At 39.7% G+C, this 25,108-nt stretch carries 27 protein-coding genes and 1 pseudogene; 11 read left to right on the top strand and 17 right to left on the bottom strand.

Annotated elements, in window-relative coordinates:
• Positions 1–19: 19 nt before the first annotated feature.
• The 5 genes and pseudogenes from GQR52_RS14810 to GQR52_RS14790 form a co-directional block, all read left to right on the top strand.
• Positions 20–373, top strand: a complete 354-nt coding sequence (locus tag GQR52_RS14810; RefSeq protein WP_165728929.1) for a cupredoxin domain-containing protein — start codon at positions 20–22, stop codon at positions 371–373.
• Positions 374–448: 75 nt separating this feature from the next.
• Entirely contained in the window at positions 449–664 is a 216-nt protein-coding gene (locus GQR52_RS14805) for a TIGR02450 family Trp-rich protein (protein WP_002958506.1), read from the top strand.
• Positions 665–1,290: 626 nt separating this feature from the next.
• Positions 1,291–1,503, top strand: coding sequence for a calmodulin (locus tag GQR52_RS14800; RefSeq protein WP_007585535.1), 213 nt, complete (start codon positions 1,291–1,293; stop codon positions 1,501–1,503).
• Positions 1,504–1,672: 169 nt separating this feature from the next.
• Positions 1,673–1,879 (top strand): calmodulin, encoded by a 207-nt coding sequence (locus GQR52_RS14795; RefSeq protein WP_165728928.1) that lies wholly within the window; start codon positions 1,673–1,675, stop codon positions 1,877–1,879.
• Between the two features lie 377 nt (positions 1,880–2,256).
• Positions 2,257–2,445: pseudogene (locus tag GQR52_RS14790) on the top strand (EF-hand domain-containing protein); the annotation flags it as partial.
• A gap of 260 nt (positions 2,446–2,705) precedes the next feature.
• Here the strand turns inward: GQR52_RS14790 and GQR52_RS14785 are convergent.
• Positions 2,706–4,322: a M28 family metallopeptidase gene (locus tag GQR52_RS14785; RefSeq protein WP_165728927.1), complete on the bottom strand. Its 1,617-nt coding sequence runs from the start codon at positions 4,320–4,322 to the stop codon at positions 2,706–2,708.
• A 142-nt stretch (positions 4,323–4,464) separates the two neighbouring features.
• On the opposite strand from GQR52_RS14785, the gene GQR52_RS14780 reads away from it, so the two are divergent.
• A complete protein-coding gene (locus GQR52_RS14780) occupies positions 4,465–4,614 on the top strand; it encodes a hypothetical protein (protein ID WP_007585545.1) in 150 nt (49 codons plus the stop codon).
• Positions 4,615–4,720: 106 nt separating this feature from the next.
• On the opposite strand, the gene GQR52_RS14775 is transcribed toward GQR52_RS14780, so the two are convergent.
• Positions 4,721–4,960, bottom strand: coding sequence for an RNA-binding protein (locus tag GQR52_RS14775; protein WP_007585551.1), 240 nt, complete (start codon positions 4,958–4,960; stop codon positions 4,721–4,723).
• 256 nt (positions 4,961–5,216) lie between these two features.
• Between GQR52_RS14775 and GQR52_RS14770 the strand changes: the two genes are divergently transcribed.
• A complete protein-coding gene (locus GQR52_RS14770; RefSeq protein WP_165728926.1) occupies positions 5,217–6,503 on the top strand; it encodes a VCBS domain-containing protein in 1,287 nt (428 codons plus the stop codon).
• Positions 6,504–6,579: 76 nt separating this feature from the next.
• Here the strand turns inward: GQR52_RS14770 and lipA are convergent, their stop codons facing one another.
• The 13 genes from lipA to leuS all read right to left on the bottom strand — a co-directional run bounded on the left by lipA (position 6,580) and on the right by leuS (position 19,333).
• Positions 6,580–7,545, bottom strand: coding sequence for a lipoyl synthase (lipA, locus tag GQR52_RS14765; RefSeq protein WP_002958515.1), 966 nt, complete (start codon positions 7,543–7,545; stop codon positions 6,580–6,582).
• Positions 7,542–8,195, bottom strand: a complete 654-nt coding sequence (gene lipB / locus GQR52_RS14760) for a lipoyl(octanoyl) transferase LipB (RefSeq protein ID WP_165728925.1) — start codon at positions 8,193–8,195, stop codon at positions 7,542–7,544. The genes lipA and lipB overlap by 4 nt, the downstream gene beginning before the upstream one ends.
• Before the next feature lie 19 nt (positions 8,196–8,214).
• Positions 8,215–8,493 carry a DUF493 family protein YbeD gene (gene ybeD / locus GQR52_RS14755; protein WP_002958517.1) on the bottom strand — a complete coding sequence of 93 codons (279 nt, stop codon included), beginning with the start codon at positions 8,491–8,493 and terminating at the stop codon, positions 8,215–8,217.
• 175 nt (positions 8,494–8,668) lie between these two features.
• Complete coding sequence (locus GQR52_RS14750) at positions 8,669–9,832, bottom strand: serine hydrolase (protein WP_165728924.1); 1,164 nt, start codon at positions 9,830–9,832, stop codon at positions 8,669–8,671.
• 99 nt (positions 9,833–9,931) lie between these two features.
• A complete protein-coding gene (locus tag GQR52_RS14745) occupies positions 9,932–10,696 on the bottom strand; it encodes a septal ring lytic transglycosylase RlpA family protein (protein WP_165728923.1) in 765 nt (254 codons plus the stop codon).
• A complete protein-coding gene (gene rodA, locus GQR52_RS14740) occupies positions 10,696–11,802 on the bottom strand; it encodes a rod shape-determining protein RodA (RefSeq protein ID WP_165728922.1) in 1,107 nt (368 codons plus the stop codon). The genes GQR52_RS14745 and rodA overlap by 1 nt, the downstream gene beginning before the upstream one ends.
• Positions 11,799–13,667 carry a penicillin-binding protein 2 gene (gene mrdA, locus GQR52_RS14735; protein ID WP_165728921.1) on the bottom strand — a complete coding sequence of 623 codons (1,869 nt, stop codon included), beginning with the start codon at positions 13,665–13,667 and terminating at the stop codon, positions 11,799–11,801. The genes rodA and mrdA overlap by 4 nt, the downstream gene beginning before the upstream one ends.
• Before the next feature lie 9 nt (positions 13,668–13,676).
• Positions 13,677–14,147, bottom strand: coding sequence for a 23S rRNA (pseudouridine(1915)-N(3))-methyltransferase RlmH (gene rlmH, locus GQR52_RS14730; RefSeq protein ID WP_007585562.1), 471 nt, complete (start codon positions 14,145–14,147; stop codon positions 13,677–13,679).
• A 37-nt stretch (positions 14,148–14,184) separates the two neighbouring features.
• Positions 14,185–14,502, bottom strand: coding sequence for a ribosome silencing factor (gene rsfS, locus GQR52_RS14725; RefSeq protein WP_165728920.1), 318 nt, complete (start codon positions 14,500–14,502; stop codon positions 14,185–14,187).
• Between the two features lie 55 nt (positions 14,503–14,557).
• On the bottom strand, positions 14,558–15,193 hold the full coding sequence (nadD, locus tag GQR52_RS14720; protein WP_165728919.1) for a nicotinate-nucleotide adenylyltransferase: 636 nt from the start codon (positions 15,191–15,193) through the stop codon (positions 14,558–14,560).
• A 21-nt stretch (positions 15,194–15,214) separates the two neighbouring features.
• Positions 15,215–16,252: a DNA polymerase III subunit delta gene (holA, locus tag GQR52_RS14715; RefSeq protein ID WP_165728918.1), complete on the bottom strand. Its 1,038-nt coding sequence runs from the start codon at positions 16,250–16,252 to the stop codon at positions 15,215–15,217.
• Positions 16,252–16,743 (bottom strand): LPS assembly lipoprotein LptE, encoded by a 492-nt coding sequence (gene lptE / locus GQR52_RS14710; protein ID WP_165728917.1) that lies wholly within the window; start codon positions 16,741–16,743, stop codon positions 16,252–16,254. Before lptE ends, holA begins: the two co-directional genes overlap by 1 nt.
• Before the next feature lies 1 nt (position 16,744).
• Positions 16,745–19,333: a leucine--tRNA ligase gene (gene leuS, locus GQR52_RS14705; protein WP_165728916.1), complete on the bottom strand. Its 2,589-nt coding sequence runs from the start codon at positions 19,331–19,333 to the stop codon at positions 16,745–16,747.
• A 196-nt stretch (positions 19,334–19,529) separates the two neighbouring features.
• On the opposite strand from leuS, the gene GQR52_RS14700 reads away from it, so the two are divergent.
• The 4 genes from GQR52_RS14700 (at position 19,530) to GQR52_RS14685 (ending at position 23,663) form a co-directional block, all read left to right on the top strand.
• Entirely contained in the window at positions 19,530–19,988 is a 459-nt protein-coding gene (locus GQR52_RS14700; protein WP_007585575.1) for a zinc ribbon-containing protein, read from the top strand.
• A gap of 77 nt (positions 19,989–20,065) precedes the next feature.
• Positions 20,066–22,486: an AAA family ATPase gene (locus GQR52_RS14695; RefSeq protein WP_240914480.1), complete on the top strand. Its 2,421-nt coding sequence runs from the start codon at positions 20,066–20,068 to the stop codon at positions 22,484–22,486.
• A gap of 20 nt (positions 22,487–22,506) precedes the next feature.
• Positions 22,507–22,983 (top strand): FKBP-type peptidyl-prolyl cis-trans isomerase, encoded by a 477-nt coding sequence (locus tag GQR52_RS14690; protein WP_165728914.1) that lies wholly within the window; start codon positions 22,507–22,509, stop codon positions 22,981–22,983.
• A gap of 143 nt (positions 22,984–23,126) precedes the next feature.
• Complete coding sequence (locus GQR52_RS14685; RefSeq protein ID WP_165728913.1) at positions 23,127–23,663, top strand: hypothetical protein; 537 nt, start codon at positions 23,127–23,129, stop codon at positions 23,661–23,663.
• Positions 23,664–23,684: 21 nt separating this feature from the next.
• Here GQR52_RS14685 and GQR52_RS14680 read toward each other — a convergent pair whose 3' ends face one another.
• Together GQR52_RS14680 and GQR52_RS14675 are read right to left on the bottom strand one after the other, a co-directional pair.
• A complete protein-coding gene (locus GQR52_RS14680; protein ID WP_165728912.1) occupies positions 23,685–24,209 on the bottom strand; it encodes a CIA30 family protein in 525 nt (174 codons plus the stop codon).
• Positions 24,210–24,290: 81 nt separating this feature from the next.
• Positions 24,291–25,061, bottom strand: a complete 771-nt coding sequence (locus tag GQR52_RS14675; protein WP_165728911.1) for a hypothetical protein — start codon at positions 25,059–25,061, stop codon at positions 24,291–24,293.
• Positions 25,062–25,108 lie beyond the last annotated feature (47 nt).

Genomic DNA, 25,108 nt, shown 5'->3' with positions numbered 1-25,108 from the left:
TTAAGCTAAGGAGTACATTATGTTGATGATTAATATAGGTGGTGCACTGTTAATAGCCGCAATTATTTATTGGTTTTGGCTATACAAACCAGAGCAAACACAAAGTGATGACAATAAAGTAACGATAGTCGTTGATAACGGTATCTATAAGCCTGGCCATATTCAAGTGGCTGCCAACAAAGAGGTTGTACTTACCTTTGATAGAAAAGACAGCGCACCGTGCGCCGAAACAGTGATATTTCCACAGCTTGATATAAGTAAAGCTCTGGCAATGGGTGATGGTAATACAGTTAAACTACCTGCGCTTGAAGCTGGTGAATATGACTTTCATTGCCAAATGCAAATGTACAAAGGTAAGCTAGTTGCGCAGTAACCTGAACTAAGTAGGTGTTGGGGTCGTATAGTTGCTTTATATAAGCTGTGATATTAGCAGGAGTCGCTATATTAAATGAATAAATTAAACCCTAAAAAATTATTGAATAGTAAATGGACCGCAACACCTGCTATAAATAAAGAAAAGCACTTTATTATTGTTGAGGTGGAATTTGATGAAGACGGCAATGTAATTGAGTGTATTACCGAGGCTGTTATGTCAAAAAATCAATATCCAATTAGTTGGCGAGATTTAAAAGACAACCAAAAGTGGCTACAAGGGTGGAAGTAGTTTAAATCTACATAATTTACCTCACTCAAATAGTGGCACTTTTAGCGGTACTTTTGCAGATGGCTGGCACACGATGTAGGTTTGCTTAACTCAAGCGAACCTATATTTTACGGCGCATTAAGTTATGAACTCAATGCTATAACTTAGCTTTCACATTGCAACCTTTCTAGATAAATTCGCCATTTGGCAACAAAACAGTTAATTTCAAAATATCACTTCACAATTTTTATAAAATACCTCAAAAAAATATAACTATCTAATTTTAAATAAGTTTATTTTTTAATAAACTTGAATAAATCCTATGTAATTTCCATGTTCATATTCAGTTTATTTTGAAGACGAACCTAAATGCTCCCGTCACTGGCTTTTTAGCTAAAGTGTGTCTTTTTAATTAAAGTTAACTTATTGATTTATATTGGCTTATTTTTTTAGTTAAATGACTGTTGCTAAAAAGCAACAAAAGCATCTCCCCAAATTTAGCTTCTCTCGCTTTATATTGTTTAACTCATTGTTTTTAAATAACAAATAAAAAGTGGCATCGAAGTTGTAATACCTAGAGTGTATTAAGCAAAACGTGATGAAAGCCAAAGGCCTTAATCGCAACAACCCAATGAAGGAATACTATTATGAAAACATTTCAATCAACATTAGTACTAATGGCGCTAGCTTCTTCATCAGCGGCTTTTGCAGCAACAGATTTTGATACGCTAGACGTAGATGGTAATGGCGCAATCAGCCAAGCCGAAGCTTCAGTAGATGCTGAGCTTTTAAGCAAATTTGAAGAACTCGATACAAACCAAGATGGTGAGCTATCTGAAGATGAGTTTTCTAAGGCCTAAAATTAAAGCCTTAAGCAGTTAATGCTCTGTGATGTTATCTAAATTCTGAGTTGCCAAAGACAACCTAAGTAGGCAAGGGAGCCTACTAAAAAGAATAACCAGGAAGTGACTAGAGAACACTATTGAGCAAATTTATTTAGGACACCGCATACTTTTGAAGGATTAAATTATGAAAAAGCTACAATCAATATTTGTGCTCATAGCTATTGTTTCCTCGTCAGTTGTATTTGCAAACACAGACTTTGAAACACTTGATACAGGCGGCAATGCTTTAATTAATCGCTCTGAAAAATCGGCGCAAGTGATAGAGCAATTTGACGAGCTGAATGTTCAAAGTAGTGGTGGTCCGACAGAAAATGATTTTTTTGAATATTAATTTATTCAAACTTTACTCCTAAAGGATCTTTGAAAAGGACTTCTTACCTCTCTCTTATCAGGCACAAAGCCTAAGGAAACGCTTATGAAAACATTACACAAAACTTTAGGGCGTATTGATCTTTGTGGATTGAAATTTGTTCAATCTAGGGACGATTAAATCGCGGCGCGAGGTTTGTAACCTAGTGGGCTAAGTAAAAACCGAGCAACAAAGAGTTAATAGTCCCTAGAAAGAACCCAAAGGGCAGCGCATGTTTGGTATTTATGCTGCGTTATCGCCTATTTATGGGGAATAACCACACTACATAGGCTCTGCCTTGCCTAAAAACCAAACAGACTGCTGCAAATTCACCCACCAAAGATCAACACGCCCTACCACTTGTAGCCCTAGCTTCTTCTTCAGCGGCGTTTGCTGCGGTAGATTTTGATTCTTTTGATACTGATGGCGACGGCGTAATTAGCAAATCAGAAGCACAAGTAAACTCGCAACTAGTACAGTTATTTGATCAATTAGATACAGATGGAAATGGCGAGTTATCTAAAGAAGAGTTTTCAACGGTTCAGTAACAGGCTTTATATTTGAGTTAGTTGTAAAACCTTACCAGTCATACTCAAAAAGCAACTAAGTATTTAATACTTAGTTGCTTTTTTCGTAAAAATTTTTATAGTTTGTCACTATAGACAGATTTACTGTGCTAACTATTTTATTAATAGGGTGCAGGTAATCATGTTTAAAGTGGTACTTGGGCAATAAAAGCATTTATATATGGCTTAATGAAAAAACCCTCCAAGTAGGAGGGTTTTATATTACTCAGTAATAGCTATTACTACTTATCTTGTGCGCGCTTAGCTTTAAAGTCAGACTCGCTAGTCCACTTTGGCCAATCGCCATTGTTTGCAAGTTGAGCGGCTATATCAACAATAAGATCTATATCTTGCTTAACTCCCCCTAGCGACCAATCAGCAGAGTAGTCGTCTGCTTCTTTATGGTACTTATGCGCTATGTATTCAGGGTCGGTATCGCCCAGGCTCATAAATAATAGACTAGGCACACCTTGCTTAGAAAGTGAGAAATGATCAGATCTAAAAAATAAGCCATTTTGCGGGCGAGGATCCATTTTAACAACACGGCCTTGTGATTTTGCAGCCTTTGCTAAATAGTTTTCCATTGTCGATAAATCTTTACCGTATTGTAAAATGTAGTCAGTGCCATCAAGCACGTTCATGCCATCAATATTTAATAGACCGACCATTTTTTTTGTAGGTACAACCGCACCCGATGCAAATTCTTCAGAACCAATTAACCCCGTTTCTTCTGCTGTAAAGTTAGCAAAAATAATTGAGCGTTTAAATGGTTTTTGCTTATTCATTTTGCTCATGATGCGTGCTATTTCAAGAGTGGCTGCAGTGCCTGAAGCGTTATCTACTGCGCCGTTATAAATCTTAGGGCCAGTATCCGTTTGTTTAGTACCAAAGTGGTCCCAGTGAGCGCTAATAACAACGTATTCGTCAGGTGATTCGCTACCTGTAATTTGTGCAACTACGTTATGCGATTTTGCATGAGATACTTCGTTTTTAAAGGCAAGGTTTGCTTTTAAGTTAAGTGGCGTCGCTTTAAAGTCATCATTTAATGCTGCTTGTTTTAAATCTTGATAGTTAAGCTTTGCGGCGTTAAACATTTTCTCAGTCGCATCAAGTGTTAGCCAGCCCATAACCGGTAATTTAGACGCGTTTAAATTGTTATCCGTTAACGTGTATTTAGTGCCGGTGTTTGAACTTTCAACTACGCCCCAAGGGTATGCCGCAGGTGCTGTTTCATGAACAATAAATACAGCCTTTGCACCTTGGCGAGCGGCTTCTTCATATTTATAAGTCCAGCGACCGTAGTAGGTCATTGCATTACCAGTAAAAAGGGCATTGTTTTGAGTAGCAAAGCCTGGATCGTTAACTAGCACAACCACTGTTTTATCTGTTACATCAATATTTTTATAGTCATTCCAGCTATATTCTGGCGCATTAATGCCATAGCCAACAAATACAACGTCAGAGCTTCTTACATCAATTAATGGCTGAAGTTGCTCGGTACGTGCGGTAAAGTCTTTGCCTGATTCAAAGCTCAAATCACCTACCTTTAACTGCATGTCCTGATTAGCTGTCACCATTGCCATTTTTACAGGCTGTAAGTATTTACCTTTATAAGCACCGGTTAAACCCAGCGCTTTATATTGCTCGCTTAAGTAGCCTACTGTTTTTACTTCGCCATGAGTAAGCGGGCCTCGGCCTTGAAAGTCATCAGAGGCTAGCGTTTTAATATGCTGTTTAATATTGCTAAGGCTTACACCGGCTGTATTTTCTAATGGGGTTTGTTGGCTTGCAGGCTCTGAGCAGCCAAAGAGTGCAACTAGCAGGCTTAGGCTAGCGCTTTTTAAAAGAGTAGATGCCATAGTCTTCATATTGTTATTTAATTAGGCTTTCAATATAAAGGAAGCACCGCAGCGATGTCGAATTTTTATAGAGAACTTTTCATTCAATTGCAGATTGATTTTATAATGTGTATAAATAACGAACAACCTAAAGGAGCACATAATGAGCCAATGTAAAAAAAGTGGGTATTTATTTATAGCTAGTGGCATTGCATTTTTTGCTGCTGCAATATTAGCTGAGCAGGAGACATTTTTTGTGCTGTCTGCTTCTTTTATAATATTGGGCACTATAAGTATAAAAAAAGCGGCTTAATAACCGCTTAGTTTTTTTAGCTAAATATAAAGCTTAAATACAATACTTGGCACTAAAAGCAAAAAACCAGCATTAGCTGGTTTTTTAGTATAAGTTGCAGTTAGCTTTATGCGTCTGCAAGCTTTACGCGGATCTTACTTTTATCAACAGTAGATTGGTTAAGTGCTTTAATGGCGCTTTTACTTTCTATGTCGTTTGGCATTTCTAAAAAGGCAAAGCCTTTAGATTGGCCAGTTTCTTTATCAAGTACCAAGTTGCAGGTAGTCACTTTACCGTGCTCTGCAAATAAAGTACGAAGCTCATGCTCAGTGGTAGCACGAGACAAGTTACGAACTAATAGTTTCATAATGAACCTAAATAATTATGTCAGTATTAATTATCTCAAGTAACTCAGCTTTAACCTAATTTTATTTTAAAACATATATAAATAAACGTTCTATAGGAATAATTGTTTGTATCACACTGAAAAAACATAGCTTTTATAATTTTAAATAGATTGCCATCAAATTGGTCATGTTAATTGGTAATTGAGTTGTGGTTATTTGCATAGTTAATTGGTAAGTTTATGTTTTATTAACTTACTATTAACTATAAAACTAACAATGCCTAAATATAATCTTAAACTGCGTAATGTAATTACAACCGCACTTCTATCTTGTTTAGTTGTTGGTTGTGGCAGCTCTGGCTCTGATTCTACGGTGCAAAATAATGAAGCGGTTACTTTACAAACTCCTGCAATAATTGGTGGTAATAGCCGAGGCGAAGTTATTAGTGATAGTAATGATGCAATAACAGGCTCATTAACCATTACTGATCAACAATCCGGTGAGGCTACTTTTATAGCACAAGAAAATAGCGCTACAAGCTATGGTTTTTTTAGCTTAAATGCTGGTGGAGATTGGTCATACACACTTGATGATTTAAATGCTTCAATAACATCTTTAAGTGAAGATGAAACACTGCAAGACACAATAACTGTAAACTCTTTAGATGATACTAGCGTGCAAGTTGTCATAACAATTGTTGGTGCACCAATAGCTCAAGCTGATGGCTTTGAGAAAATATCACACGTTTTATTGCAATCAGATGGCGTTAATTCGGGGCTTGACGCATACACGCTTATTGAAAATGCCTTCGGCGAAGGGTCAATTGAATCCCCAGATTTATACGCTGGCAATCATGAAAGTGTTGTCCATATTATTGAAGATACCGATACGATAATTGGTAACCATTTTGTCTTTTTAGCTCACCGAGATGATGACCAAGATAAAGACAAAGGCGTAAGTGATAGACAACGTAACGAAATAAAAACCTACGATAAATCACCACAAGAAACACTGGCGTTTGAGGGTGAAACATTTCAATACAGTTGGAAATTTAAAGTAAGCAGCGAGCTTGAGCTTACGAGTAAGTTTAGCCATTTTTTTCAAATGAAAGCCCGAAATGATAGCAACGACAACACCAATGGTAATGACGATCAGCCTATTATCACGCTTTCTGGGGCGCAAAAAAACAGTACAGGTAATCAGCTGCAAGTGCGATATAGTGCAGGCTTTGATGAAAACGGTAACAGCACGGGTCTGGATAGAAACTTAATTGAAACCGACTGGTCAGTTATTACTGATGAATGGGTCGAAGTATTTGTACAAGCTACATTTAGTGAAAATGGCAAGTTTGATATGGCGTTAACGCGCTTAAGCGATAATGCAGAGATATTTAATATAAGCGAGCAAAACATAGATATGTGGCGCGGCTTTAGTGATGATGATTTTGCTCGTCCTAAGTGGGGAGTATACCGCTCGATTGTTGAAACCGACAGCCTTCGCGCTGATGAAGAACGAGTTAGATTTGCTGATTTTTCTATTACAAAAGGTAAGTTAGCGCAGTAAGCTATAGCATTAACATGAAAAAGCCGTTAATGATTATGCATCATTAACGGCTTTTTAAATTTTTTGAGAAAAGTGATTATTTCACTTCTTTACCTGCAGCTTGTTGATCTGCGTGGTAGCTTGAGCGTACAAACGGGCCTGAAGCCGCGTGAGTAAAGCCAATTTCGTCTGCATACGCTTTTAAGCCATCAAACTCTACTGGTGGCACGTAGCGCTTAACCGGTAAGTGATGCTTAGAAGGTTGTAGGTATTGGCCTACAGTTAGCATGTCAACGTTGTGGGCACGTAAATCGCGAAGTACTTCTTCAATTTCGCTAATTTCTTCACCTAAACCAACCATTAGGCCTGATTTGGTTTTTACTTCTGGGTGAGCTTCTTTAAAGCGACGAAGTAATTCTAATGACCATTTGTAATCAGCACCTGGACGAGCTAGTTTGTATAAACGTGGCGCAGTTTCAAGATTGTGGTTAAACACATCAGGTGGCGTCTCGATTAATATCTCTAGTGCACGGTCCATACGACCGCGAAAATCTGGTACTAAAATTTCGATAGTGATTGTTGGATTGTGCTTACGAATTTCGCGAATACAATCAGCAAAGTGTTGTGCACCACCATCACGTAAATCATCACGGTCAACCGAAGTGATTACAACGTAGCTTAGCTTCATATCTTTAATAGTAAGTGCTAGCTTTTCAGGTTCAGTGGCGTCAGGTTTTAATGGGCGACCATGGGCAACATCACAAAATGGGCAACGGCGAGTACATATTGCACCTAAAATCATAAAGGTAGCGGTACCGTGGTTAAAACATTCTGATAGGTTAGGGCACGAAGCCTCTTCACATACCGAGTGTAAGCCATGTTTACGTAGCGCTTTTTTAATGCCGTCAATGCGATCTGTTGATTTAGGTAAGCGAATTTTTAACCATTCTGGCTTACGTAACATTTCAGTTTTTTCTGTAGGTAAAACTTTTACTGGGATCAACGCCATTTTTTCTGCGTCGCGTAGTTTTACACCTGGTTCCATTTTGACTGGTTTATTCATTCGTTTTCAAACCCTTCAGTATGCTTAACCTGTGTTGCATTAAGCTTATTGATCATGTGTTTTACCAATCCTTCACCCGCACTTTCTAGGTTTTGAGGACCATCTAATTCTTTAGTTTGCACCATATTCATGCCCGCATAACCACATGGGTTAATGCGTAAAAATGGACTTAGGTCCATATTAACATTTAATGCTAAGCCATGAAACGAGCAACCACGACGAACTCTTAACCCAAGAGATGCAATTTTGCTGTCGTTAACGTAAACACCTGGTGCATCAGCTTTAGCATACGCTTGAATACCGTACTCGGCGAGTGATTCAATAATGCACTCTTCAAGCCACGTAACCAGCTCACGTACACCAATTTTTAAACGACGTAGATTAAATAATACATACATCATTTGCTGGCCTGGACCGTGATAAGTTACTTGTCCGCCACGGTCAACTTTAATCACCTCAATGTCGCCAGGAGCAAGTAAGTGTTCGTCCTTACCAGCTTGACCTTGGGTGAATACACTCTCGTGCTCTACAAGCCAAATTTCATCTGGCGTATTTTCATCACGGGTGTCGGTAAAGTCCTGCATTTTTTGCCAAATTGGCATATAACGCTGGCGACCCAGTTGGCGTACGATCAAAGTGTTTTCGTTCACAACAAATCTCAACTATGGATTAAAGCATGTGGCGTACGTCATCAATATTGCTGATCACGTTGTAAATTTCTTCAATGTGTTTGCCACTAGTAACTGTTGCTACAAGGCTTACTGACTCGTAATTACCTTTGCTGCTTGGTTTTACTTTAGGGGCGTAATCGCCAGGTGCTATTGGTTGTAACTTAGCTAAAATTTGATCAGTTAAGTTTACATTAGCTAAACCCATTATTCTGAATGTAAATGGGCAAGGGTACTCTAGGTACTCATCAAATTTAGTATCTTTAACAGGTTGAACCACGACGGTGACTCCTCATACAAAAGTGTGGACTCTATGCAAGCTCGAAGCTTAATACAGATAGGCAATTAGCAGTCTTGCTTATATGGGGCGCATTCTAACATTTTTCAAGCAAAAAAAAACGCCTCACAGTGGAGACGTTTAAATTAGTTACCCACGTTAGTAGGGCAACTGTAAATTACTGCATTATCTGTAAACGTAAGTAATCATAAATTTTGCTAAAGAAGCTGCCTTCTTCCACTTCTTCAAGTGTTACTAGCGGGTATTGAGCAATATCTTCGCCCTCTAGTTGTAAGAATAACGTACCTACTTTAGTACCTTTAGCAAGTGGTGCTTCAAGCGTGTTATCTAGCTCAAAGTTAGCTTTAAGGTTTTTATGCTGACCACGTGGGATAGTAATCGGTGTATCTTCTAAAATACCTAAAGATACATTTTCTTTGTTACCCATCCAAATACGTTGTTCTGCAAAGCTGTCGCCTGCTTTGTACGGAGTAATTGTTTCATAAAAACGAAAACCATAGTTAAGTAGCTTTTTACTTTCTACTTTACGAGCACGTTCGCTGGTAGTACCCATAACAACAGCAATTAAACGCATATCGTTTTTAGTTGCTGAGGTAACTAGGCTGTAGCCTGCTTCTGATGTATGGCCAGTTTTAATACCGTCAACATCTAAGCTTTCGTCCCACAATAATGAGTTACGGTTATATTGCTTAATGCCGTTATAAGTAAATGACTTTTGCTTATAAAGTGCGTATTCGTCTGGCACATCACGAATAAGTGCAGCACCAAGTGTCGCCATATCGCGCGGAGTTGTGAAGTGCTCGTCAGTATCAAGGCCGTGGCTGTTGATAAAGTGGCTGTTGCTCATACCTAATTTAGCAGCATGGGCATTCATTAAATCAGCAAATGCGCTTTCGCTTCCAGCAATATGCTCAGCCATTGCAACACATGCATCATTACCAGATTGAATAATAATCCCGTGGTTAAGCTGATCAACACTAATTTGCTTACCTACTTCAATAAACATTTTAGAAGATTCAGGGAAGTTTTTAGCCCATGCTTTTTCGCTTACCGTTACCATATCGGTATTGGCAATGTTACCGGCTTTAATTTCAGTACCAATTACATAACTGGTCATCATTTTAGTTAAACTTGCTGGTGCTAGCTGTGTGTCAGCTTCACCTTCAGCAATTACTTTACCAGTTGTAAAGTCGACTAAAAAATAACCTTTTGCATTAACTTGAGGTGGTGCCGGAATAATTTGGGCGCTGGCTGAGAATACGGCGGCTGTACAAACGAGGCCGCATACACCTTTGAGGATTTTATGTTTAATAGATTTCATCATACTCATTAATGGTTAAAGTTAAAGATTCGCGTTACGCTATTTTATACCCAAACCAGCCCGAGATGCGAGCATCTTGGGCTGGTTTGGGTATTAGTCTTACTGAGTGTAAAGCAAGAACGCGTTTTGAAATTGATTTTGTTTTAATTTTTTTAATACTTCGTCTGCATGAGGGGTGTCTTTTATTGGCCCTAAATGCAGTCTGTAAATGTCGTCTTTTTGAACGATATTTGTTGGTAATTTGTATTGATCTCGCAATGTACTGGCAAGTGCTTCAATATTGGCAAGTGTACTACCTGCAGCTACTTGAATATAGGTTTGACGCGCAGTTGCGCCGGCAAGGGTAACGGCCTCTAGCTTAACCTTTGCTGTACCATGAGTGTAATAGCCAAGCTTATAAGCGGCAGCATACGAAAGGTCAATCACTCTATCGTCATGAAACGGGCCCCGGTCGTTTACGCGCACTATTACTGATTTACCATTTGCTGTATTGGTTACTTTAACAAAGCTAGGTAATGGCAGTGTTTTGTGCGCTGCGGTCATGGCAAACATATCGTAGGTTTCACCATTTGAGGTGTGATAACCATGAAATTTTCGACCATACCACGAGGCAATACCTTCCTCAGAATAACCTGTTTCATCAAGTATCGGGGAATAGCTTTTACCAAGCACTGTGTATGGGCGGCTTGCGCTGGCACTTTTAGTGGTTTCGGTTACTATAGCGTCTTGCATCTCAAGTGTAGTTGGGGCTCTTAATGGCGCTGCATCATGACGCATACTATAACGGCTACTTGACCCGCTACTACAAGCACTTAAAAGTAAAATTAATAATGTAGTAAATATAAGCTGATTAGTGTGTCGCATTATTTTAAAAGCATCCTTTTATCCGTCGCAATTGACATAATAATGCCAAATCCTGCCATGAGCGTCACCATTGAGGTACCACCATAACTTATAAGTGGTAAAGGGACGCCAACAACAGGTAATAAACCCGATACCATGCCTATGTTAACAAATACATATACAAAGAAGGTGAGGGTGAGTGCGCCTGCGAGCAATTTACCAAATGCATCTTGTGCATTAACAGCAATGTATAAACCACGGCCAATAATAAATAAATAAAGGCTAAGTAAAACACATACGCCAAATAAACCAAATTCTTCGCTTAAAACCGAAAATATAAAGTCGGTGTGGCGCTCGGGTAAAAATTCTAATTGCGATTGCGTGCCAAGCAGCCAGCCTTTACCTTCTATACCACCTGAGCCAATAGCAATTTTAGATTGAATAATATGATAACCCGAACCAAGCGGATCGCTCTCAGGGTCTAAAAAGGTAAGTACACGTTGTTTTTGGTAATCGTGCATACCGTAGTGCCAAAATGGCCATGCGGCAAGCGCTACAATTGAGCTTAAAAAGCCGATTAAACGCCAACTTAAGCCCGACAAAAACAATACAAATATACCTGAACTAGCAATAAGTATGGCGGTACCTAAATCGGGCTGTTCTTTAATTAATAATGTAGGGAGCATTACAATCATAAAACCAATAATTAAGTGCAATGGACGAGGAGGTAGGTGATTACGCCCTATATACCAAGCAACCATCATAGGTACTGCTAATTTCATTAGTTCAGCAGGTTGAAACCGTGTAACGCCTAAGTCAAGCCAGCGCTGTGCGCCTTTTGAACTTACACCAAACAAAAGTACACCCACTAGCATTAATAAACCAACGCAATAAAGTGGGATTACTAAACGCTTTAGTGTGGCAGGCGAAAACTGGGCTAAAACAACCATAGCAACAACCGCACCGCCCATACGGGTCATGTGCCTAATCATCATTGAAGAGTCTTGCCCGCTGGCACTGTATACAACCATTATGCTACCAGCCATCATGATAAGTAATGCAATCAGCAGCGGTAAATCTAGGTGCATGCGCATCCAAATAGAGCGTTTATCGTGCAAGTCGGTCATGGTGTATCGTTCCTTGCAAGATTAACTGGATTGGCTGCAAAGTAATAATCCATAAGTTGACGAGCAATTTGAATACCGCCGTGGTTGTTTTCTAATACAACAGAAACCACAATTTTTGGATCGTTATAAGGTGCAAAACCTACATAAATAGTGTTGTCACGTTGGCGCTCTTTAAGCGATTTAGCATCGTAACGTTCACCTTGTGCAATACTTACTACTTGCGCGGTACCGGTTTTACCCGCCGAATCGTAGTTAGTGCCTTTAAATGCTTTGTGCGCTGTACCAGATATTTTTCGGACCGTGTTATGCATAGCATCTAACGATACCTGCCAATGACGTGGATCTTTTAAAATAACAGGGGGTTTTTCTTCGTTATTTATTTGCGTTACATCGCTATCTTTTTTAACCACTTGCACTAAATGAGGCGGGTGATTAATACCACGATTAACCAATATGTTAGTTGCGTTTGCAATTTGAATTGGTGTAGCAGTCCAATAACCCTGTCCAATACCTACCGAAATAGTATCGCCGCGCCACCAAGACTCTTTAAAGCGACCTTCTTTCCATTCTTTTGAAGGTAGAATAGCGGTGGTTTCTTCGTGAATATCAATACCAGATAAATCGCCATAACCAAAACGCGCCATAAAGTCGCTTATTTTAGTTATGCCTAATCGATAAGCCGCGTCGTAAAAGTAAGTATCGCAAGACTCTTCAATCGCTTTGTATACATCAACATGACCATGACCCCACCGTTTCCAGTCTCGCCATTTGTGTTCAACGTTTGGAATTTGAAAAAAGCCAGGATCCCACATCGATGTTGTTTCATTTACTATGTTTTCTTCAAGCGCTAACACAGCCATTAACGGTTTTACTGTAGAGGCCGGTGCGTAACGGCCTTGCGTAGTACGGTTTATTAATGGGCGATCTTGATTAAGCAGTGCTTTATAATTTTTGCTACTAATACCGTGAACAAATAAGTTTGGGTCGTAACTTGGGTTTGAATAAAGCGCAAGCACGCCACCATCTTTGGCGTCCATAACTACCACAGCGCCACGCATATCTTTAAGCCCATGCTGTGCAATTTGTTGTAAGCCAATGTCTAAGGTCAATACTAAATCGCTACCGGGTTGTGGCTGGGTCATGCTTAGGGTACGAATTACGCGGCCACGGTTATTAACTTCTACCCGTTGTGAACCTACTTTACCGTGCAATGTTTCTTCATAGTATTTTTCTAATCCGAGCTTGCCAATATCATATGTAGCGCGGTAATTGGTTGCACGATCTTCTTGTTCTAATTGGTTTAGCTCTTTTCTATTAAGTTTGGCAACATATCCAAGCGCATGCGTTAGCGTATCGCCAAATGGGTAGTAGCGAGCCAGACGCGCCTCAATGCTAAAACCAGGGAATTTATGTTGATTAACCGAAAATTTCGCCACTTCTGTTTCGTCTAAGCGGGCTTTTAGTACTTGTGATTTAAAACGGCGGGTGTGTTTTATATCTTTTAAAAAATCTTGTTTATCTTGCTCTGTAATCGCAATTATTTTACTTATTTGATTAAGCGATTCGTCAAGGTCGTCTACTTCTTCAGGGATGACTTCAAGATTGTAAACCGGTTTGTTTTCAGCAAGTAGTACACCGTTACGGTCGTAAATTAAACCACGATTGGGTGCAATAGGAATAACTTTAATGCGGTTGTCGTTAGAGCGGGTTTGGTAATCTTGGTGATCTTCTACCTGAATAGTGTAAAGATTAGAAAGCAATACAGCGACTAATCCCAATACAAAAACAAAACCCACGAATGCTCGCCTAGCAAATAAGTTTGCCTCTGCGGAGTGGTCACGAATAGTGGGTCTATGTTTTAGCATGTCAAGGCGTTACTCGCGATGATAAGGATGATTGTTATTTAAGCTCCAGCCTCGGTAAAGGCTCTCTGCAACAATAATACGCACCAATGGGTGCGGCAATGTTAAATTAGATAACGACCATTTTTGCTCAGACGCTGCAATGCACTCTGGAGCAAGTCCTTCAGGTCCGCCAATAAGTAAACTTACATCGCGGCCGTCGAGTTGCCATTTTTCCATATTTTTAGCAAGTTGGTGAGTATCCAGCGCTTTCCCTGTTACCTCTAACGTTACAATACGATTGCCTTTTGGAATAGCCGCTAATGTTTTTTCACCTTCAATGTGTAAAATACGCTTTATATCTGCGTTTTTACCACGTTTTCCGGCTTGAATTTCAATTAACTCAAGGGCCATATCTTTAGGGAAACGGCGCTGATATTCTGCAAATCCCGTTTCTACCCATGCTGGCATTTTGGTGCCAACAGCAATCATTTGTATTTTCACGTATTACTTCCAAGCATTGTCTAAAATAAGTGAGCGTTTAGCCCCACAGTTTTTCTAGATCGTAATAGATACGTGCTTCGCTTTGCATCACGTGTACAACCACATCACCTAAATCAACCAGTGCCCATTCGCCGTCGCCTTCACCTTCATAACCTAGTGGTTCTGAATCTGCATGACGCGCTTCTTTTGCTAAGTGATCAGCAATTGACTGTACGTGACGTTTAGAAGTACCAGAACAAATTACCATGTAATCTGTGATATCTGATGTCTTAGTTACGTCAATATGAACGATGTCACGCGCTTTCATATCGTCAATTTTATCCATTGCAAAGGCGAGTAGTTGTTTTGAATCCAAGGTTTTGTCTCAATTTAAAAATTTAATGGCGCGCATTTTAACACGCTAGGAGTTTTTAAGCATCAATTTGATAGAGCTGATGCATTTGTATGTAATGACTCACTGCATCGGGCAATAGTTCATTCTTTTTATTACTTTTTTTCAGTTGTTCGCGAATGGTGCTTGAGGCAGCATCGAGCATTTCACCGGGTAAAAAATAAAGTTTACCGGCAAGTGACTGTTTAAGTGTTGCTGCTTCGTCTACATTTGCGTGCTGCATATAGCTTTTTAGCTCACCATTAACAGTGCAATGTTGAGCAGGGCGCTGGTAGACCACAATATGACAAAGTTGGGTTATTGCTTGCCACTCAAACCATTTATCCAGATTGTTAAAAGAGTCCATACCAATTAAAAATAAAATAGGTGTAGTAGGGTGCTCTTTACGAAGTTCTAGCAAGCTCAGTAACGAGTACGATGGACCTGTTCGGTTAAGTTCTCTTAAATCGAGTTCAAAATGAGGATAAGGTGCAGTAGCTGCGTTTAGCATATTAATTCGGTGCTGCGTACTAATACCCGGCGCAGCTTTATGTGCAGGGAGTGCACACGGCATAAAATAAAGTGTATCTAAATTAAACGCATTAACGCATTGCTGCGCCATATTTATATGACCTAAATGAACTGGGTCAAAGGTACCACCAAAAATTGCGATCATTTAACACCCATTAGCTATTTATTAATTAGCCGTGTGGCACGGCATAGGAATGTTAAGCGGCTGGCAAAATTTAATGCAAATATGTGCAAGCGCTTGGTAAGGTGCTATTAACTTACCTTGCTTGTAACTGGCATCAAACAACGCTACATCACTATTTATTTGTTCTAGTGTGTGCATGTTTAACCGGTTAATAGCATTTTGAACTGGGCCTTGTTGGTTTTTCCAAATAGCCTTTTGTTTAAATAAATTAGCGATAGATTCGCCATTTAGTAAACCAAGTTGCACACTTATTAGTGTATTAAGCTCTTTGGTTATAGCCCACAAAATACTCACCACTTCTGTGTTGTCGCTCGCAAGTTTGTTTAATACTTTTATAGCTTGTTTAGCGTGACCATTTAATAGCGCATCGCTTAAATCAAAAATATCAAACTTGGCTTGGTTCAACAGACCTTGCATTACTAATTGCTGAGTAATTAAAGCATTGCCGTGCAGTAGTGAGAGTTTTTCAAGTTCCTGAAAACACGCTAATAAGTTACCTTCAGTGGCATTAATTAAGCTTACTTTGGCGTCGTTTTGTACGTTGAGCGATAAACGTTGGCATTGATCGTCAAGCCATCGTTTTACATGCGTGCCTGTAAGCGGGTAACAAGGAACAAATACACCTTGTTTATCAAGGGCTTTAAACCATGCACCACGTTGTACTTCTTGGCTGGCTTTAGCGCCTTTAACAATTAAAATAGTATCGGGATTAACCAGTTCAACCACTTTTTTAAAGGTGTTGCTGCCAATAACGCCTGGTTTTTGTTGGTTTAAATCAAGCTCAATAATAGTGCGCGCACTAAACAGCGACATGCTTTGGTACTGAGCTATAATTTCTTGCCAATCGAACCCTTGCATTAAAGTAAACTTAATTACCTCATCAAACCCTTGTTGCTTAGCAACGTCACGAATTTGCTGTACGCATTGCGCTTCTTGAAAAGGCTCTTCCCCAAACACTAAATAAAAGGGCTTTAGCCCTTTATTTAGTTCACTCGGTAGTTGATTAGCGTAGCAGCGCATTATAGTTGCGACAGCTCTCTAACAATACGACCACTGGCTTGCTCACGAATTTCGCTAATGAGTAGCTCAAGCTCTTTTGCTTTTGCTAATGCATGATCCGGATCGTCTTGGTAATTACGGTAAAGCTCAAAACGTTTTTCTATCGCTTTTTCGCCTGGTCGTTTAACTACATACGATACGCCATAAGCGAGTTCGTATTCAGCAACCTGACCATTTTGAAATAGCGAAAGAGTTTGGCGTTCGATAGTTTCTTTACGTAAATACAATTGAGCTTTATCTTTAGCTGACGATACTAGCTCTACGTTACTCGCTTTAAGCTCTTTTTTAAGCTCAGTGAATAAAGTCGATTTTTCGTCATCGCCTACAAGTGTTAGCTGTTTTAAGTTATCAGGCAAGCTAGAGGCTTTTTTTAAATGAAAGCCACAGCTTGATAACAAAAAACAGACTAGCACTAAGGCTAGTCCATTTTTAATGGCGTTAAATGCAGCCATATTAGTTAGCTACCACGTTAAGTAGTTTGCCTGGTACGTAAATAACTTTACGAATAGTTGCGCCATCAGTAAATTTAGTGACGTTAGACTCAGCAAACGCAAGGGCTTCTACTTGCTCTTGAGTTGCACCAGCAGCAACAGTTAACTTAGCGCGAAGTTTGCCATTTACTTGTACGATGATTAATTTTTCATCTTCAACAAGTGCCGACTCGTCAACTTTTGGCCACGCAGCATCTAAAATCTCGCCTTCTTTACCAAGCTCTTTCCAAAGCTCATGCGATAAATGCGGAGTAATTGGTGCAAGCATAATAATTAATGCTTCAAGTGCTTCATTAGCAATCGCTACATCTTGTTTGTCGTTTAATGGTGCTTTTAATAACTTATTAGAAAGCTCCATGATAGCGGCAATAGCCGTGTTAAAGGTTTGACGACGTTCAACATCATCAGTCACTTTAGCAATCGCTTTGTGTAAGTCGCGACGTAATACTTTTTGTGGGTTTGTTAGCGCTGATTTATCAAGTGCTTGGTAACCTACTGTTTTAACGTCTACGGCGTATTTCCATACACGTTTTAAAAAACGGTGTGCGCCTTCTACGCCCGAGTCTGACCATTCAAGCGTTTGCTCTGGTGGTGCTGTAAACATCATGAATAAACGCACTGTATCTGCACCATACTGGGCAATTACATGTTGTGGGTCTATACCGTTGTTTTTAGACTTAGACATTTTGCTCATGCCTGATGAGAATACCGGCTCACCGTCTTCTTTATGCCATGCTTTAGTTACGCGGCCTTTATCGTCAGTTTCGGTGTTTACATCAGTTGGCGAAATCCAAATATCGCCGCCTTTTTCATCTTTACGATAAAATGTTTCAGCAAGTACCATACCCTGACAAAGTAAGCGGTCAAACGGCTCGTCTGAATTTACTAAACCAAAGTCACGTAATAATTTATGGAAAAAGCGCGAGTACAATAAGTGTAAAATTGCATGCTCAATACCACCAATGTATTGGTTTACTGGTAACCAGTAGTTAGCAGCCGCAGGATCTAGCATACCTTCGTCGTAGCGTGGGCTACAGTAACGTGCGTAGTACCAAGACGATTCCATAAAGGTGTCAAACGTATCAGTCTCGTGAAACGCAGGTGCGCCATTTACTGTTGTTTTAGCCCACTCTGGGTCTGCTTTAAGCGGTGACGTTACACCGTTCATAACTACATCTTCTGGTAAGCGAACAGGTAGCATATCTTCTGTGGCAGCAAGTTCTTTACCATCTTCATCGCTAAGCATTGGAATTGGCGAACCCCAATAACGCTGACGGCTCACACCCCAGTCACGCAGGCGGAAGTTTACTTTACGCTCACCAACGCCTAGTGCTTCTAATTTGTCGGCAATAGCTTTAAAACCTGCTTCAAAATCAAGGCCATTAAATTCACCCGAATTTACAAGTACGCCTTTATCAGTAAACGCTTCTTCTTTTAGGTTTACTTCAAGGTCTGAACCCTCAGCAGGTGCAATAACTTGTTTTATATCTAGGCCGTACGCCGTTGCAAACTCAAAATCACGTTGGTCGTGTGCAGGTACTGCCATTACAGCGCCTGAGCCATAATGCATTAACACAAAGTTAGCGACCCATATTGGTACTTGCTCGCCCGTTAATGGGTGAGTGGCGTAAAAGCCTGTTGCTATGCCTTTTTTCTCCATTGTTGCCATGTCTGCTTCGGCAACTTTGGTGTTTTTGCATTCTTCAACAAACATTGCAATAGCATCGCTATTTTTAGCGGCTTCTTGTGCAATAGGGTGACCACCGGCAACAGCAACATACGTAACACCCATAAAGGTATCTGGACGTGTTGTGTATACGCTAAATGTTTCGTCGTTATCGGTGCGTTTAAATTCAATATCACACCCTTCAGAGCGGCCAATCCAGTTACGCTGCATTGTTTTAACTTGCTCTGGCCAATCTTCTAACTTGTCTAAATCGTCAAGTAGCTCTTGTGCGTAGTCAGTAATTTTAATAAACCACTGTGGAATTTCTTTTTGCTCAACTACAGCACCCGAACGCCAACCGCGACCGTCAATAACTTGCTCGTTAGCGAGTACGGTTTGATCCACTGGATCCCAGTTAACTGTCGACATTTTTTTATACACTAGGCCTTTTTCGTAAAGCTTAGTGAAAAACCACTGCTCCCACTTGTAGTATTCTGGATGACACGTCGCAATTTCGCGATCCCAGTCATAACCAAAACCTAATTGCTTAAGTTGGGTACGCATGTAATCAATATTTTCGTATGTCCACTTAGCGGGTGCTGTTTTGTTTTTAATAGCAGCGTTTTCTGCAGGTAAACCAAACGCATCCCAACCCATAGGTTGCATTACGTTTTTGCCTTGCAGGCGCTGGAAACGAGAAACAACATCACCAATGGTGTAGTTACGCACATGACCCATATGCAGTCGACCACTCGGATAAGGGAACATAGAAAGGCAGTAATACTTTTCTTTGCTCTCATCTTCAGTGACTTTAAATACCTGGTTTTCTTCCCAGTAGCTTTGTACTTTTGACTCTATATCTTGCGGGTTATATTGCTCTTGCATCTATGGTTCCAGACTTCTTGCAAACTAATAAAAAATTGCCGTTAGGATACCCCAAATAAAACACTATTCACAGCGTCAAAAACATGCTTTTATTAAATTGTAACTTTCAGTGCAGGTTAACCTGCTTTTTTATAGTGTGGTTAGCTAAAGACATAAGTTACAGACTGATTTAACAGCAATTTTGAAGGAGTAAAAAATGACTGATTACAAAACATGGCTTAGCAGTTTTACCCATTGGATAAAAGATGTGAAAGAGCATGGTTTAAAAGATGTGGTTTCTGGGTTTGTTGAATCTGAGCAGGCGCTTAAAGATTTAAGTCAAGAAAGATATGAGCTCTATAAAAGCTATTTAAAGAATGATATTGAACATATAGTAGAGAACGAATCACACTATAATTCGCTTGCATGGCAAGAGCTTAAAGAGTCTCTTTGGTTTGAACTTTCGCACATAGAAGATAAAACTCAACTTGAGTGGCAATCTTTAAGTCAAGATTTTAAGCACAATGGTGTGTATCACGCAGGCGAATGGATAGCCATGGGCACATTAGTATGTAAGAATTGCACCCATAGTTACGATGTTTATCACGCTACACAAATTACACCGTGTATTGAATGTGATGGAATCTATTTTAGTCGTAAGGCACTGCACCCTTAAATATAAGTATTAAGTGGCTGCGGGCCACTTAATACGCCCAAAGGCCAGCGAATATGCTGGTAAAAAAAGAAGTTAGAATGACGAAAAAATTGCTGCCACTATCTGTTTCAAAGCTCGCACCGAGTATATCTACTAATCACGTAAACACGTGCATGAGCAATCCATACCCAGAGCAACTTACGTTTATAGGCCAACAACGCGCCCAAAGTGCTTTAGATTTTTCATTAGGGATGGAACTGCCGGGTTACAACGTTTATGTAATGGGCGAGGCCGCTCACGGGCGTTTTACGCTTGTTAAAGATAAACTTAAGCAACACGCAAAAGACCGCTCAACGCCAAACGAATGGTTATACGTAAATAATTATGATGATCACAGAGAGCCCATTGCATTGTTTATGCAACCAGGGCAAAGCAAACAACTTAGTGACGACATAGATTCATTTTTAGATGAAGTGCTCGACACTTTTCCTGCTGCATTTGATAACCCAGCGTATCAGCGTAAGAAAAAATCAATCGACCGTGAATTTAACGACGCCTACGACAGTGCTATTACCGCAGTAGAAATTGCAGCATTTGAGCAAAGCGTTGCATTAGTAGAAGAAAAAAATTCAGTAGGGTTTGCACCACTTGTAGATGGTAAACAATTAAGCGACAGCGAATTTGGCGAACTTGAAGAAACGTTACGTGAAGAGTTTTTTGAAAAAATTGAAAAGCTAGAAGATGCATTAATAGAAGCGTTAATAGAGCTGCCACGTTGGAAACGCGAATCAAAAGAAAAACAACGCAACCTTAAAAAGTCGACAGCAGAGCAAGCCACTAAACCACTTTTAAAAGACTTAGAACATAAATACGCAACTCATATTGGCGTACTGCGTTATTTAAAAGATATTCGCGTCGAAATTATAGACGCGGTACTTGAATGGCTAGATGACGAAGATGAAAGTGAAGAAAGCAAAGAAGACTTTGACCGCAAAGGCATGCTTACCGACTTTTTTGCACCTAACATTTTAGTTGAGTTTAAAGAAGACGACGCAGCACCGGTTGTGTACGAGCCTAACCCAACGTTTGGCAATATATTTGGCAAAATTGAGTACTCAACATCGCAAGGCTCTTTAATTACTTGTTATCGCTCAATTCAGGCAGGTGCATTACACCGTGCTAATGGCGGCTATTTAATTATGGACGCTGAAAAAATCATGGCAAACCCACAAGTGTGGGATGGTTTAAAACTCGCGTTAAAAACACATCAAATTAAAAACGATTTACCGTATCAAGACAGCACAGTAGGGACGAGCTTTACACTTCGCCCGCAGCTTATACCGCTTGATGTAAAAATTATTTTATTAGGTTCGCGTGAGTTGTACTACACCATAGGTGAATACGACGAAGAATTTGCAGAGCTATTTAGAGTATTAGCCGACTTTGATTACTACTTGCCAAGTAGCGATAAATTGCAATATCAGTTTATTACTAAAGTAACCGAGTATTGCCAGCAAACATTAAAATGTACCGCTACAGAAGCGGCTATGGTGCGTTTACTTAAATTTAGTTACCGCCAAGCTGAGCATCAAAATAAATTGTCAGCGCGTTTTGCTGATGTACTTGAGCTTATTGCAGAAGCGAGTTACTACGCAAAACAAGATAAATTAACCGTTATTGACGCGCACCATATTGACGAAGCCATTGAAGGTAAACAATACCGTACCGGCCAAATTAGCGAAAATATGCTCAGTGACATAAAAGAAGGTCACACACTTATTGCAACCGACGGCCAAGCCATTGGTAAAGTAAATGGCTTAACGGTACTGCACATTGGCGATACCTCGTTTGGCACACCAGCGCGTATTACCGCAACCGTTTATGCTGGCGCCGATGGTGTAATAGATGTTGAACGCGAAGCCGAACTTGGTAAAGCAATTCACTCAAAAGGCGTTATGCTACTTACCGGCTACCTTGGTAATAAATATGCACAGCATTTTAGTTTAACGCTTAGTGCTAATATTGCTATTGAGCAAAGCTATGGTTACATAGATGGCGATAGCGCATCTTTAGCAGAGTTGTGTGCGCTTATTTCGTCTATTACAAGCCTACCTATTAGCCAATCTATTGCGCTTACAGGCTCTATTAACCAACACGGCGATGTACAAGCCATTGGTGGCGTAAACGAAAAAATAGAAGGCTTTTTTAAACTATGTAAAATGCGTGGTTTAACAGGTTCGCAAGGCGTTATCATTCCTAAATCTAACCAAGTTAACTTAGTGCTTGATGACGAAATACTTAATGCGGTTGAAGCGGGTAAATTTAATATTTATGCAGTTGAAACCGTAGATCAAGCGCTTAACTTGTTAATGGATATAGAAGCGGGCGATATTATTGATGACCAGTATCCAGAAAACTCAGTAAATGGGATTGCGCTTGCTCGTCTTAAAGAAATTGCCGACATAGTTAATGGCGATGATGACGACGAAAAAGACGAAGAGCCAGATAACGAAAAGTAAAACAACGGAAAAGGTTAGTGATGATTAATATAATTTTGGCGGTAGTTATCGCCATTTTTTGTTTTTTAATATTTCAAAATAGTAAAAAAGCAAAACAACAAGCAGGCATAAATGCACAAATAGGTGCAGATTACTTAGCCGCTAACGCAAAAGTAGAAGGTGTAGTAGAAACAGCTTCTGGCTTGCAGTACAAAATAGACCATAAAGGCGATAGTGAAAACACACCAACCCCAAAAAGTATGGTTAACGTGCATTACCATGGCACACTAATCGACGGCACTGTGTTTGACAGCTCAGTAGAGCGTAAAACACCGATTAGCTTTGGTTTACACCAAGTTATTAAAGGTTGGACTGAGGGCTTACAACTGATGAGCCCAGGCGATAAATACACCTTTTATGTACCGCACCAATTAGCGTACGGCGAAAAACGGGTAGGGAGTATTCCTCCTGCCTCAGTACTTATTTTTGAAGTAGAGTTACTGGCAATTGAGTCGTAATTTAATTCAAAGTAATTAATTACTAAAGCCCTACTTTAATAAAGTGGGGCTTTTTGCTTTTAGCTAACATTAAAATTTACTCAAGGATTTTAATACGAGGTCGATACCCATAATAGTTACAAAGCTATTTTAGGGATAAAATAATGAAGATTTTAGCGGCTCCCATTGCATACCAAGTACACAGCTCAAATACTCAACCTTTAGCGCAATCAGATAAACTACCTGTTGAAAGAGCGAGTGAAGAAAAGAGCGAGGAAGAAAATGAGGAAGAGCCAAAATATGTGTTATCAAAGTTTCTAGATACCAAAGCGCAAGAATATAGTGAAGATAACGCTACGTTTAGCAATCAATATAAAAATCTAGAAAAAGTATACAAGCACTTTACTGGGCGAGTTATTGCGCTGCAAGAACAAATTAGCAAGCTTAAACAAAGTCCCGTACAACGTAGTTTAACTATAAATACTTCTGCAAGTGAGCCGAATAAAAGTGATGCGAGTTTAACTTTAGATGCAGAGCATCTAGGTGCAAAACAATATAAAAACACGCAACAACAAGAGCAAATAGACATGCTAGAGCTGCAACTTGGAGAGCTAAAATCAGAGCAAGCGGCAGTAAAGCAACAAATGGTTGAGTTGGTTATTAGTGAAATGAAAAGGCGAGGTGACGACTATACTATTTAGCGCCACCAACATGCTGGTGGGCTAGCTTTTAAACTCAATTTTACTCACTTCTAGTTTAAACCTACCTTCTTGTTTGCCTGCAATCATAAAGCCTAGCTGTTTTATATCGTCAAAATCAATAACAACCTGCTGCTCAAGCATGCGACCGCGATACGTTAAAGTAAAATCACTCGGAGCAAAGTTTATATCTACCCATTCATTTTTTACTGTTTTAAATGAGTGGGTGTACGCTGCGCCATCAAGATAATTGGTAGTTCTGAGCCTGAGCTGATAAGTTTGCCCGTCACCCTTAACACGCAGCGCTATCGCTTTAGAGTTTTGACCTTGCGCGTTAAATTCGGTACGAATTGATGCAAAACCGGCATTGTTTTCAAGCGATACATTCCCTTCAAATATTAAACTTTTAGCAGTTTGGTTTACTTGGCTATTTGATACCCCACCCATTACTGAGTCGTTAACAGCGTACCAGCGTTGATTTGCATTCGCTTGTGCACTTACAACTAATACATTAAATACAAAGAGTGATGAGAGTTGCTTAGTTGTCATAAGTATTCCTAATTGCCATTAAGTAAGTGGAGTCCTTATAACTAATACGGCTAAACAAAGTATTTGTTCACTAATTTAAAACTAATTGTTTTTGCGGGCCCACTTATCCATTATTTTATTAAATAATATTTCATCATCTGTTTGCTCACCAGGGCAGGTCTGTGCGCTTCCTTGAGGCATGCCATTACTACCAAATACGGTTGAAGTATCAATTAAATAGCATTTACCGTTAAATTTTTCTAATCGTCGTGTGCCTATTGTATTTTGGCTAATAACTTCCGATTTTTGTGATTTAACCGGTGATTTAACCGGTGATTTAATTGTGGGCGTGGCAGCTATTGCATCATCAGTACTATCTGAGTTATCAGCTTCGCCAAAGGTGACCATTTTTTTACGTGTTAAGTTATTTATAGGCACGCCATAAATAGGCGCATACGGGTTAAGTTTTTTAAACGTCTGCGTGTTTGTATCAATAGTTTGGGTAGTGGGTTGAGGTTTATTTGTAATAGCAGATTCTGCTACCTCAACTGGTTTTTCGTCACGTTGCTTGGGTGCTTTAATAGTCTGTGTTTGAGTTGTAGATACTTTATTAATGCTTACAGGTTCTGAAGCTAGTTCAGGTGCTTTTTTTACCTCTAACTTTGTAGGCTCAACGATCGGTGCGTTAGTGGTGGTGTTAACGGTGCTTAACTTAGGCAGTGTTGACAAGTTAACCATTACATAAGCGTTTATTACGATATCTTTTTTTGTTTGAGGCTCTTCAACCTTTATTTTTTGCGAAAGTAATAAGTACAGCAATACAGCATGTATACATAACGATATAGCCCACGGCCATGCATTCCCTTTATTCACACTTATTCCTCAACGTAATAGCTATGTTATGAGTTAATAAAATGCAT

The sequence above is a fragment of the Pseudoalteromonas sp. 31A1 genome (genome assembly GCF_011378815.1).
GTDB lineage: Bacteria > Pseudomonadota > Gammaproteobacteria > Enterobacterales > Alteromonadaceae > Pseudoalteromonas > Pseudoalteromonas arctica.
Note: the sequence above shows the minus strand (reverse complement) of the source record. Positions and strands in the feature narration are given on the sequence as shown.

What these genes read in the sequence shown, in the direction of transcription:
- GQR52_RS14750 (WP_165728924.1), bottom strand. Translation starts at nt 9,832, where the DNA reads ATGAAATCTATTAAACATAAAATCCTCAAAGGTGTATGCGGCCTCGTT.
- holA (WP_165728918.1), bottom strand. Translation starts at nt 16,252, where the DNA reads ATGCGCTGCTACGCTAATCAACTACCGAGTGAACTAAATAAAGGGCTA.
- leuS (WP_165728916.1), bottom strand. Translation starts at nt 19,333, where the DNA reads ATGCAAGAGCAATATAACCCGCAAGATATAGAGTCAAAAGTACAAAGC.
- lptE (WP_165728917.1), bottom strand. Translation starts at nt 16,743, where the DNA reads ATGGCTGCATTTAACGCCATTAAAAATGGACTAGCCTTAGTGCTAGTC.
- GQR52_RS14700 (WP_007585575.1), top strand. Translation starts at nt 19,530, where the DNA reads ATGACTGATTACAAAACATGGCTTAGCAGTTTTACCCATTGGATAAAA.
- GQR52_RS14810 (WP_165728929.1), top strand. Translation starts at nt 20, where the DNA reads ATGTTGATGATTAATATAGGTGGTGCACTGTTAATAGCCGCAATTATT.
- GQR52_RS14805 (WP_002958506.1), top strand. Translation starts at nt 449, where the DNA reads ATGAATAAATTAAACCCTAAAAAATTATTGAATAGTAAATGGACCGCA.
- GQR52_RS14680 (WP_165728912.1), bottom strand. Translation starts at nt 24,209, where the DNA reads ATGACAACTAAGCAACTCTCATCACTCTTTGTATTTAATGTATTAGTT.
- GQR52_RS14775 (WP_007585551.1), bottom strand. Translation starts at nt 4,960, where the DNA reads ATGAAACTATTAGTTCGTAACTTGTCTCGTGCTACCACTGAGCATGAG.
- rodA (WP_165728922.1), bottom strand. Translation starts at nt 11,802, where the DNA reads ATGACCGACTTGCACGATAAACGCTCTATTTGGATGCGCATGCACCTA.
- GQR52_RS14685 (WP_165728913.1), top strand. Translation starts at nt 23,127, where the DNA reads ATGAAGATTTTAGCGGCTCCCATTGCATACCAAGTACACAGCTCAAAT.
- mrdA (WP_165728921.1), bottom strand. Translation starts at nt 13,667, where the DNA reads ATGCTAAAACATAGACCCACTATTCGTGACCACTCCGCAGAGGCAAAC.
- GQR52_RS14770 (WP_165728926.1), top strand. Translation starts at nt 5,217, where the DNA reads ATGCCTAAATATAATCTTAAACTGCGTAATGTAATTACAACCGCACTT.
- nadD (WP_165728919.1), bottom strand. Translation starts at nt 15,193, where the DNA reads ATGATCGCAATTTTTGGTGGTACCTTTGACCCAGTTCATTTAGGTCAT.
- GQR52_RS14785 (WP_165728927.1), bottom strand. Translation starts at nt 4,322, where the DNA reads ATGGCATCTACTCTTTTAAAAAGCGCTAGCCTAAGCCTGCTAGTTGCA.
- GQR52_RS14780 (WP_007585545.1), top strand. Translation starts at nt 4,465, where the DNA reads ATGAGCCAATGTAAAAAAAGTGGGTATTTATTTATAGCTAGTGGCATT.
- GQR52_RS14795 (WP_165728928.1), top strand. Translation starts at nt 1,673, where the DNA reads ATGAAAAAGCTACAATCAATATTTGTGCTCATAGCTATTGTTTCCTCG.
- GQR52_RS14800 (WP_007585535.1), top strand. Translation starts at nt 1,291, where the DNA reads ATGAAAACATTTCAATCAACATTAGTACTAATGGCGCTAGCTTCTTCA.
- lipA (WP_002958515.1), bottom strand. Translation starts at nt 7,545, where the DNA reads ATGAATAAACCAGTCAAAATGGAACCAGGTGTAAAACTACGCGACGCA.
- GQR52_RS14745 (WP_165728923.1), bottom strand. Translation starts at nt 10,696, where the DNA reads ATGCGACACACTAATCAGCTTATATTTACTACATTATTAATTTTACTT.
- GQR52_RS14690 (WP_165728914.1), top strand. Translation starts at nt 22,507, where the DNA reads ATGATTAATATAATTTTGGCGGTAGTTATCGCCATTTTTTGTTTTTTA.
- GQR52_RS14695 (WP_240914480.1), top strand. Translation starts at nt 20,066, where the DNA reads ATGACGAAAAAATTGCTGCCACTATCTGTTTCAAAGCTCGCACCGAGT.